Origin of the sequence: Micromonospora echinofusca, from assembly GCF_900091445.1 — a bacterium.
GTDB lineage: Bacteria > Actinomycetota > Actinomycetes > Mycobacteriales > Micromonosporaceae > Micromonospora > Micromonospora echinofusca.
Genome location: NZ_LT607733.1, coordinates 4200767 through 4216090 on the forward strand (window position 1 = coordinate 4200767; position 15324 = coordinate 4216090).

Consider the following 15324-nt stretch of genomic DNA (forward strand, 5'->3'; position numbering starts at 1 on the left):
TCCGGGGGCGGGGCCGGGCGGCGGCGCGCAGGCGGGCGGCACGGTGTCGGTGAGCGACGGCCCGGCGGTGCCGGTCGACCGGGCGGCGGCGATCAGCCCGGTGGTGGAGCGGCCGTCCAGGTACGGCACCACCACGGCGTTGCCGCCCCACCGGCGCAGCACCTCCGCCTCGGGCAGGGCCGGCTCGCCGCCGTCGCCGGCGTAGTCGCCGCCCTTGACCCAGACGTCCGGGCGCAGCCACGACAGCGCCGCGTGCGGGGTGGACTCGTCGAAGATCATGACCGCGTCGACGCAGCTCAGCGCCGCGAGCAGCCGGGCCCGGTCGCCCTGCGGGATCACCGGCCGGTCCGGGCCCTTCAGCCCCGCCACGCTCGCGTCGGAGTTCAGGCAGACCACCAGGCAGTCGCCGAGCTGCCGGGCGGCCTGCAACGTCGCCACGTGCCCGGCGTGCAGCAGGTCGAAGCAGCCGCCGGTGGCCACCACCGTGCCGCCGGACGCGCGTACCGCCGACACCACGCCGGCCGCCGCGGCCACGCCGACGCGCTCGCCGCCAGGGCTGGAGACCGCCGGCGGCAGCGGGCGCACCGGCCGCGGCAGCGCCGTCGCCACTCCCCCGCCGGCCACGTACGCCGACGCCTCGGCCACCGCCTCCTGCACCGCCTCGGAGACCAGCGCCCCCCGCGCCAGGGCGAGGCTGGCGGTGGCCGCGAACCGGTCACCGGCGCCGCACGTGTCCCCCTCGGCGGTGGCCGGGGCGGGCACCACCATCGGGGTCGCGCCGGCGTGGCAGAGCAGCGCGCCGTCCCCGCCGAGGGTCACCGCGACCGCGCCGGCACGCCAACGCTGGCGCAGTCCCTGCGCGCCCCGCGACGCCGTCGCCAGCCGGGTCGCGCCGGGCGCCACCGTGACCAGCTCCCGCACCTCGGACTCGTTGGGCGTGACGAGGTGCGCCCCCGGCACGGCCGCCGGTCCCCGCGGGTGCGGGTCCCAGACCACCGGCGCCCGGGTCGCGGCCAGCGCCGCCCGCAACGCGGGCTGCCGCGCGACACCCCGCCCGTAGTCGCTGACCAGCACGGCGGAGGCCCGCGCGACCACCCGCAGCACCGCCTCCGACGGCTCGCCCGGCGTGCCGGCCGCCCCGCCCCGGTCGTGGCGCAGCAGCACCCGTCCCCGGGCGCGCAGCCGGACCTTCTCCGGCGTGCCGCCGCGCAGCCCGAGGGGATAGACCTGCACGCCGGCGTCGGCCAGCAACGAGGCGAGCCGGGCGCCGCCCGCGTCGTCCGCCAGCGCGGTCACCAGCACCACGTCGACGCCCCGCGCGGCGGCGGCGAAGACCGCGGCCAGCCCGGCGCCGCCGGGCCGGTCGACGTGGGCGGTCTCGTCCAGCACCGGCACCGGCGAGTCCGGACAGAGCCGGTTCACCACCCCCTCGACGTCCCGGTCCAGCAGGGTGTCACCGACCACCACGACGGGTCCCCTCACGCTTCCCCCCTCATCACGCCCTGGGCCTGCTGACCTGCACCGCCGTCGAGCACCACCTCGACCCCGGTCCGTACGGGCGCCCCGGGCGCGGCCAGCGCCACCGGCAGCTCCCGCTCCACGTACTCGCAGAGGAGGTGGCTGGTCACGAGATGAAGCTCCTGCACGACCTGGCTGTCGGCCGAGCCGACGGCGAGCACGTCGTGGCACAGCTCCGCCAGCGGGTTGGGGGCGGGGCCGGTCAGGGCCCAGCAGGTGAGCCCGCTGTCGCGCCCGGCGCGCGCCGCGGCGAGCAGGTTGGCGCTGCTGCCGCTGGTCGACAGCAGCAGCAGGATGTCGCCGTCGCGGCCGTGGGCGCGTACCTGACGGGCGAAGACCTCGTCGTAGCCGTAGTCGTTGCCGATGGCCGTCATCGCGGAGGTCTCGGCGTGCAGGGCGATGGCGGACAGGGGCTGACGGTCCTCACGCAGCTTCCCGACCAGCTCGGCGGTGAGGTGCTGGGCCTCGGCGGCGCTGCCCCCGTTGCCGGCCACCAGCAGCCGGCCGCCGTCGACCAGCCGGCGGGCGAGCGCCGTCCCCCACCGGGACAGCAGCGACTCGTGCCGCCGGAAGGGCACCAGCGCCGCCGCCAGGTTCGTCAGGTGCGCGTCCAGCGGGGTGCCCGACGCCATCAGGCCACCACCCGGGTCGGCCGGCGCAGGGCCGCCACGTCGCCGTAGACCTCCACCAGCCGCTCCGCGGTGGCCGCCCAGGAGTACCGCCGCCGGGCCCGTTCCCGTGCCGCCGCCGCGTACGCGAAGCGACGGATCCGGTCGTCGATCAGCCCCTGGATCGCGGCGCCCAGCGCACGCGGGTCGCGGGCCGGCACCAGGTCGCCGGTGACGCCCCCGACCACGGTGTCCTTGATCCCGCCGACGGCGGTGCCCACCACGGGCACGCCGCACGCCATCGCCTCCAGCGGGGTGAGGCCGAACGGCTCGTACCAGGGGGCGGCCACCAGGACGTCCGCCGAGCGGTACCAGCGGCCCATCTCCTCGCGGGGCACCGCGCCGACCAGCCGCACCCGGTCGGCCACCCCGCAGCTGACCGCGAGGGCGCGCAGCCGGCGGGCGTACGGGTCGGTCTCCAGCAGGCCGGCGGGCGGGCCGCCGACCACCACGCACTCGGCCTCCGGCACGTACGCCATGGCCCGCACGACGGTCTGGAAGCCCTTGCGTTCGACCAGGCGGCCGACGGTCAGGATGCGCGGCCGGCCGTCCTTCCGCTCGGCGGTCGGCCCGAGCGGGGCGAACGTGCCCAGGTTCACCCCGGACGGCACGACCGTCATCCGGGACCGGGGCACGCCCATCCGGACCAGCTCACCGACCTCGTCGCGGCACTGGGCGATGATCCGGTCGACGGCCCGGCCCAGCTCCCGCTCGTAGCCGATCCGCCTGGCCGGGCTGGTGTCCTGCACGCCCTGGTGCCGCCGCTTGACCACCCCGAGGGCATGGTACGTCTGCACGACCGGCACCCCGGTCTGCCGGCTGGCGGCCAGGGCGGCGAGGCCGCTCATCCAGAAGTGCGCGTGGACCACCTCGGGCATCCAGTCCCCGCCCCGCCACCGCTCGACCAGCCAGCGGCTGAACTCCTTCATGTGCGGCAGCAGGGCGTCCTTGGCGACCGGCTCGGCCGGCCCCGCCGGTACGTGCACCACGTCGTAGCCGTCGGCGCTGCGTACGGTCACCGGCAGGTCCACGGCGTCGCGGCGGGTGTAGACCCGCACGTCGTGTCCGGCGGCCGCGAGGGCGGCGGAGAGCTCGGCGACATGCGTGTTCTGACCGCCGGCGTCCTCGCCGCCCAGGATGGCGAGCGGGCTGGCGTGCTCCGAGATCATCGCGATGCGCATACTTCCTCCTCCAGCAGCCGGTCCCAGTCGGCGAGGAAACGGTCGAGGCCGTAGCGGTCCCGGGCGGCGAGGCGGGCCCGCTCCCCCGCCCGGCGCGCCTGCGCCGGCTCGTCGATGAACCGGCGGGCGGCGTCGAGCAGGGTGTCGAGCCGGGTCGACAGGGCGCCCGCCCCTGGTGGCACCGCCATCGCCGCCTCCGTGGCGGCCAGGGCCACCACCGGCATCCCCATCGACATCGCCTCGATGAGGCTCAGCCCCAGCGAGGTCCACCGGCACAGGTGCAGGTACGCCCGCCGCCGCCCCAGCTCGACGTGCATCCGGTGCTGGGGCACGTCGTCGTGGCTGACCAACCGGTCGGCGGGCAGGCCCAGGTGCTCGGCCAGCCCGGCGACCTTCATGCCGAAGACGTCCAGCGGGGCGATCTCGGCGAAGCGGGGCAGCAGGTCGGTGCCCGTGACCCGCCAGCGGCGTACCGGCTCGTTGATCACCACCGCGAGCCGGTCGAGTTCGCCCGTGTACTCCACGGCCGGGGTGACGATGCCGTGGTCGACCACCGTGGTACGGGTGGCGCCGGTGTCCCAGAACAGCTCGTTGAACCCGGTGACGTGGGCGACGAGCAGGTCGTCGCGGTCGGCCATGGGGTGCCGGCTGTTGGGCACGTCGCCGTCCTTGGGCGTGTTGTGCTCGACGTAGACGGCGGGGACGTCGCGGCCGGGCCGGCGCCCGAGCCACCGCTCGGCGAGGTCGAGCTCCTCGGGGCGTTGCAGGACGACCAGGTCGACGTCGGCGGTGCGCAACTGCTCGGGAGTCACCTCGACGACCGTGTCGGGCCACGGGTAGGTGCGGGCCCGGCCGAGCCCGTACGGGCCGCGGTCCGGGGTGACGGGCACCAGGTACCGGTGCTTGCCGTGCACGAACGACGTGGTCCAGGAGCCGTGCACGTGCCAGAGCAGCAGGTTCATCGGCCGCTCCCGCCGGTGCTGGTCCCCGCCGGCACGCCGGCCGCCCGGTCGGCGGCCCTCGGCGCGGGTCGGGCCGGTGGGCCCACCCCGAGCAGCCGCAGCGCGTCGAGGACCTGGTCGGGTTCGAGGCCGCTGAGGCAGGGGTGTCCGGGCACCGGGCAACGCGCCGCGCGGGTGTCGCGGCAGGGCGCCTCCGCGTCGCCGAGCCGCACCGTGGGCACCCGCCACGGCCCCCACTGTCCGAACGGGACCGTGGGGGCGAAGAGACTGACCACCGGCACGCCGTGGGCGGCGGCGAGGTGGGCGGGGCCGGTGTTGCCGACCACGACCGCGCCGGCGCCGGCGACCGTCGCGGCCAGCCCGGCGAGCGTGGTACGCCCGCCCAGGTCGACGGCGACGTCGCCGGCCACCCACGCGGTCAGCTCCCGCTCGTCGGGGCCGCCGGTGACCACCACCCGGTGGCCGGCGGACGCCAGGGCGCGGGCGATCCGCGCGGCCAGCTCGGGCGGGCAGCCCCGGGCCTGCGCCGCCGAGCCGGGGTGCAGCACCACGTAGCCCGGCGCGCCGACCTCCGGCGGCGGCGCCGGCACCGGACGCAGGCGGGGCGCGGGTCCGTCGGGCTCGGCGGGGGCGAAGCCGGCGGCGGCGGCGAGCGACAACGCCCGCTCCGCTTCCGGTACGCCGGGCGGCACCCGGTGCCGCACGTCGAGCAGGCTGCCCGGGTAGTCGTCGCTGATGGCGCTGACCCGGTGGATCCCGGCCAGGCGCAGCAGCAGGGCCAGGGGCAGGGGCGACTGGTGGAAGCTGGTGAAGACGACCGCCTCGTCGGCGCCCACGGCGGCGAGCCGGTCGACGAGCCGGCGCATGTCGGCGGGGTCGACCGGGTCGGGCGCGGGGTCGATCCAGGGCAGCCGGTGTTCGACGATCTCGTCGACGCCGGGCAGCAGTTCCGCCGCGGCCCGCCCCCGTGGCCCGCACAGCAGCACCACGCGCCGGGCGCCGGCCGCCACCGCGCGGATGCCCGGGCCGGTGACCAGGACGTCCCCCGCCGAGTCGGCGCGTACCACCAGCACCGTCTGCACCCGCGGCGCGTCGACGTGCCCGTAGGTGGCCGGGTCGACCGCCGCCTGGCGGCGGAGGATCTCCGCCACGGCCGCCGGCAGGTCGGGCGCGACCTGCGGCGCGGCGGCCACCTCCCGAGGGCGGGTCACCGGCGTGGGCACCAGGATCCCCGAGGCCCCCGCGGCCGAGGCGGCGGTCATGTCCCGCCCGATGTCCCCCACCAGCACGCACCGCGCCGGCACGGTGCCCAGCTGCTGCGCCGCCGCGTACACCAGTCCCGGGGCCGGCTTGCGGCATCCGCATCCGTCGCCGTCGTCGTGGGGACACACCGCCCAGGCGTCGAACGGTCCCAGCAACTGCTCCACCCGGGCGTGCACCGCCCGCATCTGCGCCTCGGTGAACAGCCCTCGGGCCAGGCCGGACTGGTTCGTCACCACCGCCAGCCGCAGGCCCGCCGCGCGCAACCGGTCCAGGGCGTCCCGTGCCCCGGGCATCGGCCGCACCTTGTCGGGATCGCCGTTGTACGGCACGTCCTCGATGAGCGTGCCGTCGCGGTCCAACAGCACCGCGTCGAACAGGACGGGCCCGGACGCGGCCCGGCCAGCGCCGGCGAAAACCCGGGCTGACCTGCGCTGATCCGGCTCGACCTGGTCCTGTCGCACAGCCGGCGGGTTCCCGGCGCCCCGGGGAGTAAACGTCATCTTGAACGCGCCGCCGCGTCCTTCGCCGGCGGTGTCCCCACGCCGGCCCGCAGGTGCCGTTACCCGTCGCCCGGGAGAAGCTAACCCGCCGGCACCGTTAGCCCCCGGTACGGCCGGGGTATGGGAGCGCAGTGGCGATTGTGGAGAAAGTGATCGAGGCTGCCCCGGAGCAGGTCTGGGCGGTGCTGGCGGACGGGTGGACGTACAGCGACTGGGTCGTGGGCACCGCGCACGTACGCGACGTCGACGACGCCTGGCCCCGGGTGGGCAGCCAGCTGCACCACAAGGCCGGGCCGTGGCCGTTCTCGCTGCACGACTCGTCGACGGTGCTGACCTGCGAACCGCAGCGCCGGCTGGTCATCCGCGCCGGGCTCTGGCCGGCCGGGGAGGCCATCGTGGTGTTCACCCTCGAAGCGGCCGGCACGGGCGCGACCCGGGTGCGCCTCGGCGAGGACTTCGCCGCCGGCCCGCTGCGCTGGGTGCGCAACAAGGTCAACGACCTGGTGCTGCACCAGCGCAACAAGGAGACCCTCACCAGGCTGGCCGACATCGCGATGCGACAGAAGGGCGACGCATGACGCAGACCGTCGTCATCACGGGGGCGAGCGCCGGCGTGGGACGGGCCGTCGCCCGCCGCTACGCCGAGCGCGGCGCCCGGCTCGCGCTGCTCGCCCGGGGCGGGGCCGGGCTGGCCGCCGCCGAGCGCGACTGCCGGGAGCTGGGCGCCTCGGACGTACGCACGTACCGGGTGGACGTGGCCGACGCCGGCGCGGTGCAGCAGGCCGCCGACGACGTGGCGCACCGCTTCGGCGGCATCGACGTATGGGTGAACAACGCGATGGTCTCGGTCTTCGCCCCGGCGTGGGAGATCCCGGCCACCGAGTTCCGCCGGGTCACCGAGGTCAACTACCTCGGTACCGTGCACGGCACCCTCGCGGCGCTGCGGCACATGCGGGCCCGTGGCCGGGGCGCGATCGTGCAGGTGGGCTCCGCCCTGGCCTACCGTGGGATCCCGTTGCAGTCGGCGTACTGCGCGAGCAAGCACGCCGTCCAGGGCTTCAACGACTCGCTGCGGGCGGAACTGCTGCACGACTGCCCCGGGGTGAAGCTGTCGATGGTGCAACTGCCCGCGATCAACACCCCGCAGTTCTCCTGGGTACGCACCCGGCTGCCCCGGCACCCCCAGCCCGTACCACCGATCTTCGCGCCCGACGTGGCCGCCAGGGCGATCGTCTGGGCGGCCGAGCACGGGCCGCGCGAGCTGAACGTGGGTGGCCCGACCTGGCGGGCCCGGCTCGGCGACATCCTCGCGCCCGGCCTGCTCGACCGGAAGCTGGCGCGCGACGGCTACGACAGTCAGCAGACCGAGACCCCGATCGACCCGGCCGCCTGGCGGGACAACCTGGACAGCCCGGGCGACGACGAACGGGACCGGGGTGCGGAGGGCGTCTTCACCGACCGGGCCCGCGGCCGCTCGGCCGCCCTGTGGGTCGGTACGCACAAGCCGGCCGTCTCCGGCATCGCCGTGGCCGGGTTGACGGTGGCCCTCACCGCGCTCGCCCGACGCCTCCGCTGACCCGGATCCGGCCTCGCCGGGGGCGGGAAGACGGGGCGGTAGGGGTGGCCTTTTCGACCCGGATGTGGCAACTGGCTACGCTCTCAGGGAGCCCTGTCCGCCGACCGAGGATGTCCGACATGATCGAACCCGTGCAGTTGCCCGTGCCGTGGCGGGACGCACGCCTGACCGTCGTGGTTCCCACCTACAACGAGGCGGGCAACCTCCCGGTGCTGGTCGAGCGGCTGCTGGCCCTGCCGCTGCCGGGCCTGAAGATCCTGGTCGCCGACGACAACTCGCCGGACGGCACGGGTGAGGTGGCCGACAAGCTGGCCATCGAGCACCCCGACCGGGTCGAGGTCGTGCACCGGGCCGGCAAGGAGGGCCTGGGCCGGGCGTACGTGGACGGCATCGGGCGTGCCCTCGACGGCGGCGCCGAGTACGTGGCGCAGATGGACGCCGACCTGTCGCACCCGCCGGAGGCGCTGCCGGGCATGCTCGGCGCGCTGCTCTCCACCCAGGCCGGCGTGGTGATCGGCTCCCGCTACGTACCCGGCGGCGAGCTGGACGAGAACTGGCCGCTGTACCGACGGGCGCTCAGCGGCTGGGCCAACCTGTACGTGCACACGCTGCTGCGGGTCCGGATCCGCGACCTCACCGCCGGCTTCAAGATCTGGCGGGCGGACGCGCTGCGCGACATCGGCCTGGAGCGGGTGCAGTCCAACGGCTACAGCTTCCAGGTGGAGATGCACTACCTGGCCACCAAGCTGGGGCACACCATCCTGGAGGTGCCGATCCGCTTCGAGGAGCGGCGCGACGGCGCCTCCAAGATGACCACCGCAACCAAGATCGAGAGCGCGCTGATGCCGTTCAAGCTGCGCAGCAAGCACCGCAACATCGAACCCTGACCCCCGCCCCGTCCGTCGCCCCGCCCTGTCCCGCGCCTCTGCCCTGCCTGCTTCCGCCTGCCAGGCTCGGGCGCGGGGGGCGGCGGGCGCGGGGGTCGGCGGCGGAGCGGGCGGGGCGGGGCGGCTGGCGAACGACCTCAGGCACGCTGCCCCGACCATCCGATCACTGAGCATGCGGTTACCAAGCGTAATGTGACTCTAAGTAGCTCCCGCCGGGAAGCCCCGGACCGCCCCACCGGCCCTTTGCTCTGCAGCCATGGACGCACCAGTCCGCTGAACTGGCGTCATGCAATCGCCGACACGGGCGCGCAGTCGAGCATCGGTCACCTTCCGTAACCGGTGCGTATGTGGCTGCAGAGCAAAGGGCGGAGCGAGGGTCCCCGGCCGCCCGCAAGGTATGCACTCTGCGTAGCCAACGTGTCCAAGAGTTGCTCGCACCAGACCTTCTCCGCGTAGCGGGCGGCTGGTGCCAGGCCTACGCACGCGGATGCCGCCGAAGGCGATCGGCGATCGCGAGAAGACCCGGTTCACCCCGACCAGGTGCGCATCTTGGCTGGAGCGGCGGCGCAGCGTGGGTCGGGCGGGCCGCCGGCGTCAGCGGTAGACGGCGCGGTGCGCCGCGTCGATCCCGGCCGCGTACAGCGGGCCGGTGAGGGCACGGTCGCGGGCCAGGGCGGCGCGGGCGGCGTTCGCGCCGGGGGCGCCGTGCACGCCGCCGCCCGGGTGCGCCGACGCGCTGGCCAGGAAGAGCCGGTCCACCGGGGTGTCCGCGCGGCCCAGGCCGGGGATCGGGCGCAGGAACAGCTGCTGGTACGCGGCGGCGGTGCCGCCGCCCAACGCGCCGCCGACGAGGCTCGGGTCGCCCGCCTCCAGGTCGGCCGGCCCGGCCACGTGTCGCCCGATGACGAGGCTGCGGAAGCCCGGGGCGGCCTCCTCCAGCACCTGCTCCATCCGTTCGACGTGCGCGGCGACGTCCTCGGCCCGCCACTGCCGGCGGAACGGCAGGTGGGTGTACGACCACAGCGACTCGGTGCCCGGCGGCGAGTGGCTCGGGTCGGCCACCGACATCTGCCCGAGCAGCAGGAACGGGTCGCGCGGGATCTCCTTGCGGGCCAACGCGGCGGCGTAGCTGGTGAGCCCGTTTAGGTCCGCGCCGAGGTGCACCGTGCCGGCGGTGGCGACCGCCCGGTTGGTCCACGGCACGGGGGCCGACAGCGCCCAGTCCACCTTCAGCGTCGAGCCGTCCCAGCGGAAGTGCGCCAGGTCCTCCACCAGCCGGGGCGGCAGCGCCGCCGCGCCGACCAGGTCCAGGTAGAGCGCGGGCGCGGGGACGTCGGCGAGCACCGCCCGGCGCGCCCGCCACAGGGTGCCGCCGACGGTACGCACGCCCATCGCCCGGCCGCGCGCGGTCAGCACCCGGTCGACGTGTGCGCCGTAGAGGATCCGGCCGCCGCGCTCGGTCAGCCGGGCCACCAGCGCGTCGGTGATCTTCTGCGCGCCGCCGTCCGGCACCGGCCAGCCGACCTGCTGGCCGAGCATGGCGAGCAGCCAGCCGTACACGCCCGAGCCGGCCTCCTCGGGCGACAGGTCGGTGTGCAGGGCACAGCCGGCCAGCAACGCCGGGCCGCCCTCGCCCTCGAAGAGTTCGTCGCCGAGCTTGCGTACCGGCACCACCAGCCGCCGGGCCAGCCGCAGCGCCCCGGACACCCGCAGCCGGCGCAGTAGGCTCAGGCCCCCGCGCACCGGCGGGAACGGCCTGGTGATGGTCTCCAGCATCGGCTCGGCCACCTGGCGCCAGTCGTCGTACGCGTGCAGCCAGCGCTTGCCGTCGCCCGGCGCGAACGCCTCCAGCGACGCCGCCGTGGCCTCCGGGTCGCGGTTGAGCACCGCCGCCCGGCCGTCGGGCAGCAGGTGGGCCAGCACGTCCGGGGAGTGCCGCCAGCGCAGCCCGTAACGGTCGAGCCCCAGCCCGCGCAGCACCGGCGAGGCGTAGCCGAGCGGGTAGAAGGAGCTGTAGAGGTCGCTCAGGTAGCCGGGAGCCGTCACCTCGGCCGAGCGCACCGCCCCGCCCGGCGTGGCCGTGGCCTCCAGCACCAGCACGTCCCAACCGGCGTCGGCCAGCAGGTTGGCGGCGACCAGGCCGTTGTGTCCGGCTCCGACGACGACGGCGTCCGCGCTCTCCGCGCCGGGGGAACTCATCCGATCCGCCTACCCGGCCAGCAACCGGGCGAAACGCGTTTGCCGCGCCGGGACCGGGGCATGCACTGCCATGTACACGGTTGCGCAGCTCATTGGCGGAGTGTGGGGCGCGGGCGGCGAGGGTGGCGAGCTGGTCGTACACGATCCGGCCGACGGCTCCCCGGTCAGCTCCGCGCCGGTGGCGACGGCCGACGAGGTCGGCAAGGCGGTGGAGGCGACGCGCGGCGCCGCGGCGGAGTGGGCGGCGACCGCGCCCGCGGAACGGGCGGCGGCCCTGCACCGCGCGGCGGACGCCGTGGCGGCGGTCGCCGACGACCTGGCCCGGGCGACGACGGCCGAGATGGGCAAGCCCCTGTCGGACGCCCGCGGCGGTGTGGAGGCGGGGATCGGCACGCTGCGACAGTACGCGGAGCTGGCCCCCGTGCGCGGCGGGCGGACCCTGCACGGCGACACCCACGCCCTCGACTTCATGACGCCGCAGCCGCGCGGGGTGGTCGCCGCGATCACCCCGTGGAACGACCCGGTGGCGGTCTCCTGCGGGCTGCTCGGCGCGGCCCTGGTCACCGGCAACGTGGTGCTGCACAAGCCGAGCGAGCGCACCCCGGCGACGGGCTGGCTGCTGGCGAAGGCGCTGGACTCGGTGCTGCCGCCCGGGGTGCTGTCGCTGCTGACCGGAGGTCCGGAGGTCGGCGCGGCGCTGGCCGCACAGCAGGTGGACGTCGTCGCCCACGTCGGCTCCACCGCCACCGGGCGGGCCATCGCGGCCGCGGCGGCGCGGACCGGGGCGAAGGTGCTGCTGGAGAACGGCGGCAGCGACCCGCTCGTCGTGGACGGCGACGTCGACCCGGTGTGGGCGGCCGGGCAGGCGGCGCTCGGGGCGTTCGCCAACGCGGGGCAGATCTGCGTCGCGGTGGAGCGGATCTACGTGCACCGCGACGTCGCGGAGGACTTCACGCACGCGCTGGTGGAGCGGGCCGAGCGGCTGCGTACGGGCCCCGGCGGCGACCCGGACACCGAGCTGGGGCCGCTGGTGGACCGGCGGCACCGCGACCACGTGCACGGGCAGGTGACCGCGGCCGTGGCCCAGGGCGCACGGATCCGCACCGGCGGCACGCTGCCCGACGGCCCCGGGTCGTTCTATCCGGCGACCGTGCTGAGCGACTGTCGGCACGAGATGACGGTGGTGCGGGAGGAGACGTTCGGGCCGGTCGCCCCGATCGTCACCGTCGACTCGTTCTCCGAGGCGCTGCGGTGCGCCGCCGACTCCCCGTACGGGCTGGCCGCGACGGTGCTGACCGGGTCGATGAGCCACGCCCAGCGCGCCTGGCGGGAGCTGCCCGTGGGCACGGTGAAGGTCAACGCCGTGTTCGGCGGGGCGCCGGGCGGCGCCGCGCACCCGCGCCGGGGCAGCGGGCACGGCTTCGGCTACGGACCGGAGCTGCTGGACGAGTTCACCGCGACGAAGGCGGTGCACATCGAGGCGCCCGGTGGCGGGCACTGGTGAGGTCCGGCAGGGGCTCCTGAGACACGCGCAGGGGCTGTCCGCGCGCGGACAGCCCCTGCGTCGCGTACCCGAAAGGTGGGCTCAGCGGCCGCGGGCCTTGGCGGTCTGGCGGTTGTTCGCCTTCTCGATGGCCTTGACCAGTTCCGGCTTCGTCATCGTCGAACGACCGGGGACGTCCAGCTTGCGGGCCACCTTCATCAGGTGGTCCTTGGTGGCGTTGGCGTCCACCCCGCCGGCCGTGGGTGCCCGGCGCTCCGGTCCGCCGCCGGCCGCCTGGCGGTCGCTCGGTCCCTTGCGGCCCTTGGGCTCCCAGTGGTCGCCGACCTTCTCGAACTCGTGCTTGACGGCGGCGAAGGCGGTGCGGTGGGCCCGCTCCCCCTCGCCGTACGTCTCCACGGCCGAGTCGTGCGTCTTCTCCCAGGTGCGCTGCGCCTTCTTGGGGGAGCGTCGCAGCGTGCTGGGCAGTACCTCGCGCCCGGGCATCTCGTCCTCCTCCGCGTCGTGGGTTCCCGGTTGACCGTTCCCCCGCGCCCGGTCGGCAAACCGGGTGGTCGGGTTTGTCGATTTCCGGCCACGGGTACCGGCGGGGCCAGGCGACGCCGGATGCACCGGGTCATCCGGGGCCGGGCACAGGGAGCGGGCATGACGACGACGGAACCCGGCGCGGCGGCCACCGAGGAGCGGCGACCGCGGATGCCCCGCCGGGTTCGCCAGCTGAGCTGGCGGACGTGGCGCGGGGTGCTGGTACGCAGCGTGCGCAACTTCGTCAAGGACAACTGCGCGGACTGGGCCGCCGCGCTCACCTACTACGGGGTGCTCGCGCTCTTCCCGTCCACGATAGTGGTGGTCGCCCTGGTCGGGCTGGTGTCCAACGGCGAGCAGACCGTCGACACCGTGCTGGACCTGGCCCGGGACATGGGCGCGGGTTCGGTGGTGGCCAACGAGGGCTTCGTCGGCGTCGTACGGGGTGTGGTGGACCAGAACGACTCGGCCAGCGTGCTGCTGAGTTTCGGTCTGCTCGGTGCCCTCTGGTCGGCCTCCGGCTTCATCGGGGCGTTCACCCGGGCCTCCAACGCCGTCTACGGGGTCGAGGAGGGGCGGCCGGTCTGGAAGCTGCGGCCGATGCAGATCGGCCTGGCGGGGCTCTCGCTGGTACTGCTGGCGGTCGTCGCCACCGGGCTGATCGTCAGCGGGCCGGTCACCGACGCCGTGGGTGACCTGATCAACGCCGGCGGGCTGGCGCGTACGGCGTGGAGCGTCGCCAAGTGGCCCGTGCTCGCGCTGATCATGATGGTGCTGCTGAGCCTGCTGTTCTGGATCGCGCCCAACGTCCGGCAGCCCCGGTTCCGCTGGCTCACCCCGGGCGGCGCGGTCGCCCTGGTCGCCTGGGCCCTCGCCTCCTTCGGCTTCGGCCTGTACGTGGCCAACTTCGGCTCGTACGACGCCACGTACGGCAGCCTGGGGGCCGTGATCGCGTTCCTGGTCTGGCTCTACCTGTCCAACTCTGCGCTGATGCTCGGCGTGCAGATCAACGCGGAACTCCAGCGCGGCCGGGTGCTCCAGGCCGGCGAGCCGGACGCCGAGGAGCCCGTCCTGCCTCCGAAGACGCCCGCCACCACGTGACCCGCGACGGGTTTGGCGGCCCTCACCGTCGCCGCCCGCGCCAAGGAGCCACGCCGGACCGTTTACCGGCGGTGCCACCGGGTAGCGCAGAAGGCATGGAACGTGGCAGCAGCAAGCACGGACCGAGGGTCGACGAGCAGATGAGCCGGGAGGTCAGCGGCCTCGTGCAGGGGCCGGGGACCGGCGGCTCACGGGTCGACGAGTCCCGTGTGCCGGAGCCGGCGGGTGAGGACCAGCCGGAACCGACCACGGCCCCGGCCGGCGACCTGCGTACGGGCGCGCCCAAGGGGATGAGCTCCGAGGACGTCGAGCGACGCAGCCGGCTCGGACGGTTCATCACGATGACCGCCCTGCCCGGTGACCGGGAGACGCTGATCGCCAACGCGCGGGAGAACGAGGCGCCGGCGGACATCGTCGCCGAACTGGAACGGCTACCCGAGGGCACCCGCTACCAGACGGTCTCCGAGGTGTGGGCGGCGCTCGGCCACAAGAACGAGACGACCCGCTGGTGACCGGATCCCCGCACGATCCGGCCTGTCACCGGCGGACGAAGGAGGATGGCTGATGAGTGGCGTTACCGAACACGTGGACGTCTCCGTCCCGGTGCGCACCGCGTACGACCAGTGGACGCAGTTCGAGGACTTCCCCCAGTTCATGGAGGGTGTGCAGGAGGTCCGGCAGCTGACCGACACGATGACCCACTGGACGGTGGAGATCGCCGGGGTGAAGCGGGAGTTCGACGCCGAGATCACCGAGCAGCTTCCGGACGAGCGGGTCGCCTGGCGTTCGACGGGCGGCACCCAGCAGGCCGGCGTGGTCACCTTCCACCGGTTGGACCCGGAGACCACCCGGGTCACGCTCCAGCTCGAGTTCGAACCGCACGGCGTGGTCGAGCAGGCCGGCGACAAGCTCGGCATCGTCGACCGGCGCGCGAAGGGCGACCTGGAGCGGTTCAAGCAGTTCATCGAGCGCCGTGGTCAGGAGACCGGCGCCTGGCGCGGCAAGGTCGACCGGCCGCAGCCCTGATCTCCCGTCCCCCGAACGCGAACGTCCGATGGCCGCCGGCTCTTCCGGCGGCCATCGTCGTTTGCGTGCACCGGGCCGGGGTACCGCGATGGGCATGACGGACGACGACAAGGTGTGGCGGGACGAGGAACGCACTCCCCTGCGGGAACTGGACCGGGCCGTGGCGCGGTCGACGCTGGACGGCCAGGCCGACGACGTGACGGGGAACGACGCCGGTGAGGAGGCGGCCTTCGGCCACGGCCCGGAGGCGGTGGACCGGGGTGGGCAGGCCGCCGGCGCGGGCCGCGAGCCGACGGACCCGGACCGCGCGTACCGGCCCTCGACGACGGGGCGGACCGGGCCCGACACGATGTGAGCCGGGCGCCGTGCGGCGGGCGGGCCGGCTGGCGGAGGACGCGGAAGCCGCGGGAAGCTGAC

At 75.2% G+C, this 15324-nt stretch carries 14 protein-coding genes and 1 pseudogene; 8 read left to right on the forward strand and 7 right to left on the reverse strand.

From position 1 onward, the window contains the following. Positions 1–6: 6 nt before the first annotated feature. The 5 genes and pseudogenes from GA0070610_RS17735 to GA0070610_RS17755 form a co-directional block, all read right to left on the reverse strand. A pseudogene (locus GA0070610_RS17735) lies at positions 7–1482 on the reverse strand (PfkB family carbohydrate kinase); the annotation flags it as partial. Further along, positions 1479–2150 (reverse strand): D-sedoheptulose-7-phosphate isomerase, encoded by a 672-nt coding sequence (locus GA0070610_RS17740; protein ID WP_392567256.1) that lies wholly within the window; start codon positions 2148–2150, stop codon positions 1479–1481. The gene GA0070610_RS17740 and the pseudogene GA0070610_RS17735, both read right to left, overlap by 4 nt. Beyond that, positions 2150–3367: a glycosyltransferase gene (locus tag GA0070610_RS17745; protein WP_089001074.1), complete on the reverse strand. Its 1218-nt coding sequence runs from the start codon at positions 3365–3367 to the stop codon at positions 2150–2152. Before GA0070610_RS17745 ends, GA0070610_RS17740 begins: the two co-directional genes overlap by 1 nt. Continuing rightward, positions 3352–4329 carry a glycosyltransferase gene (locus GA0070610_RS17750; RefSeq protein ID WP_089001075.1) on the reverse strand — a complete coding sequence of 326 codons (978 nt, stop codon included), beginning with the start codon at positions 4327–4329 and terminating at the stop codon, positions 3352–3354. The genes GA0070610_RS17745 and GA0070610_RS17750 overlap by 16 nt, the downstream gene beginning before the upstream one ends. Further along, complete coding sequence (locus GA0070610_RS17755) at positions 4326–5957, reverse strand: HAD-IIIA family hydrolase (protein ID WP_392567257.1); 1632 nt, start codon at positions 5955–5957, stop codon at positions 4326–4328. Before GA0070610_RS17755 ends, GA0070610_RS17750 begins: the two co-directional genes overlap by 4 nt. 284 nt (positions 5958–6241) lie before the next feature. On the opposite strand from GA0070610_RS17755, the gene GA0070610_RS17760 reads away from it, so the two are divergent. From GA0070610_RS17760 to GA0070610_RS17770, 3 genes are all read left to right on the forward strand, one after another. After that, on the forward strand, positions 6242–6670 hold the full coding sequence (locus GA0070610_RS17760) for an SRPBCC family protein (RefSeq protein WP_331716469.1): 429 nt from the start codon (positions 6242–6244) through the stop codon (positions 6668–6670). Continuing rightward, entirely contained in the window at positions 6667–7668 is a 1002-nt protein-coding gene (locus GA0070610_RS17765; protein WP_089001078.1) for an SDR family oxidoreductase, read from the forward strand. The genes GA0070610_RS17760 and GA0070610_RS17765 overlap by 4 nt, the downstream gene beginning before the upstream one ends. Positions 7669–7787: 119 nt before the next feature. Next, positions 7788–8555, forward strand: a complete 768-nt coding sequence (locus tag GA0070610_RS17770) for a polyprenol monophosphomannose synthase (RefSeq protein ID WP_089001079.1) — start codon at positions 7788–7790, stop codon at positions 8553–8555. Between the two features lie 594 nt (positions 8556–9149). On the opposite strand, the gene GA0070610_RS17775 is transcribed toward GA0070610_RS17770, so the two are convergent. Next, complete coding sequence (locus GA0070610_RS17775; protein ID WP_089001080.1) at positions 9150–10754, reverse strand: phytoene desaturase family protein; 1605 nt, start codon at positions 10752–10754, stop codon at positions 9150–9152. Positions 10755–10824: 70 nt separating this feature from the next. On the opposite strand from GA0070610_RS17775, the gene GA0070610_RS17780 reads away from it, so the two are divergent. Continuing rightward, positions 10825–12258, forward strand: coding sequence for an aldehyde dehydrogenase family protein (locus GA0070610_RS17780; protein WP_089001081.1), 1434 nt, complete (start codon positions 10825–10827; stop codon positions 12256–12258). 81 nt (positions 12259–12339) lie between these two features. On the opposite strand, the gene GA0070610_RS17785 is transcribed toward GA0070610_RS17780, so the two are convergent. Continuing rightward, positions 12340–12741, reverse strand: a complete 402-nt coding sequence (locus GA0070610_RS17785) for a ChaB family protein (RefSeq protein ID WP_089001082.1) — start codon at positions 12739–12741, stop codon at positions 12340–12342. Positions 12742–12900: 159 nt separating this feature from the next. Between GA0070610_RS17785 and GA0070610_RS17790 the strand changes: the two genes are divergently transcribed. From GA0070610_RS17790 to GA0070610_RS17805, 4 genes are all read left to right on the forward strand, one after another. Continuing rightward, positions 12901–13881, forward strand: a complete 981-nt coding sequence (locus GA0070610_RS17790) for a YihY/virulence factor BrkB family protein (RefSeq protein ID WP_089001083.1) — start codon at positions 12901–12903, stop codon at positions 13879–13881. A 95-nt stretch (positions 13882–13976) separates the two neighbouring features. Further along, positions 13977–14393, forward strand: coding sequence for a DUF2795 domain-containing protein (locus GA0070610_RS17795; RefSeq protein ID WP_089001084.1), 417 nt, complete (start codon positions 13977–13979; stop codon positions 14391–14393). A 52-nt stretch (positions 14394–14445) separates the two neighbouring features. Next, positions 14446–14907, forward strand: a complete 462-nt coding sequence (locus GA0070610_RS17800; RefSeq protein WP_089001085.1) for an SRPBCC family protein — start codon at positions 14446–14448, stop codon at positions 14905–14907. Positions 14908–15001: 94 nt separating this feature from the next. Continuing rightward, entirely contained in the window at positions 15002–15262 is a 261-nt protein-coding gene (locus GA0070610_RS17805; RefSeq protein WP_089003578.1) for a hypothetical protein, read from the forward strand. Positions 15263–15324: the final 62 nt, after the last annotated feature.

Coding starts and splice junctions, on each gene's coding strand:
- GA0070610_RS17740 (WP_392567256.1), bottom strand. CDS start 2,150: ATGGCGTCGGGCACCCCGCTGGACGCGCACCTGACGAACCTGGCGGCG.
- GA0070610_RS17745 (WP_089001074.1), bottom strand. CDS start 3,367: ATGCGCATCGCGATGATCTCGGAGCACGCCAGCCCGCTCGCCATCCTG.
- GA0070610_RS17750 (WP_089001075.1), bottom strand. CDS start 4,329: ATGAACCTGCTGCTCTGGCACGTGCACGGCTCCTGGACCACGTCGTTC.
- GA0070610_RS17765 (WP_089001078.1), top strand. CDS start 6,667: ATGACGCAGACCGTCGTCATCACGGGGGCGAGCGCCGGCGTGGGACGG.
- GA0070610_RS17770 (WP_089001079.1), top strand. CDS start 7,788: ATGATCGAACCCGTGCAGTTGCCCGTGCCGTGGCGGGACGCACGCCTG.
- GA0070610_RS17775 (WP_089001080.1), bottom strand. CDS start 10,754: ATGAGTTCCCCCGGCGCGGAGAGCGCGGACGCCGTCGTCGTCGGAGCC.
- GA0070610_RS17780 (WP_089001081.1), top strand. CDS start 10,825: ATGTACACGGTTGCGCAGCTCATTGGCGGAGTGTGGGGCGCGGGCGGC.
- GA0070610_RS17785 (WP_089001082.1), bottom strand. CDS start 12,741: ATGCCCGGGCGCGAGGTACTGCCCAGCACGCTGCGACGCTCCCCCAAG.
- GA0070610_RS17790 (WP_089001083.1), top strand. CDS start 12,901: ATGACGACGACGGAACCCGGCGCGGCGGCCACCGAGGAGCGGCGACCG.
- GA0070610_RS17795 (WP_089001084.1), top strand. CDS start 13,977: ATGGAACGTGGCAGCAGCAAGCACGGACCGAGGGTCGACGAGCAGATG.
- GA0070610_RS17800 (WP_089001085.1), top strand. CDS start 14,446: ATGAGTGGCGTTACCGAACACGTGGACGTCTCCGTCCCGGTGCGCACC.
- GA0070610_RS17805 (WP_089003578.1), top strand. CDS start 15,002: ATGACGGACGACGACAAGGTGTGGCGGGACGAGGAACGCACTCCCCTG.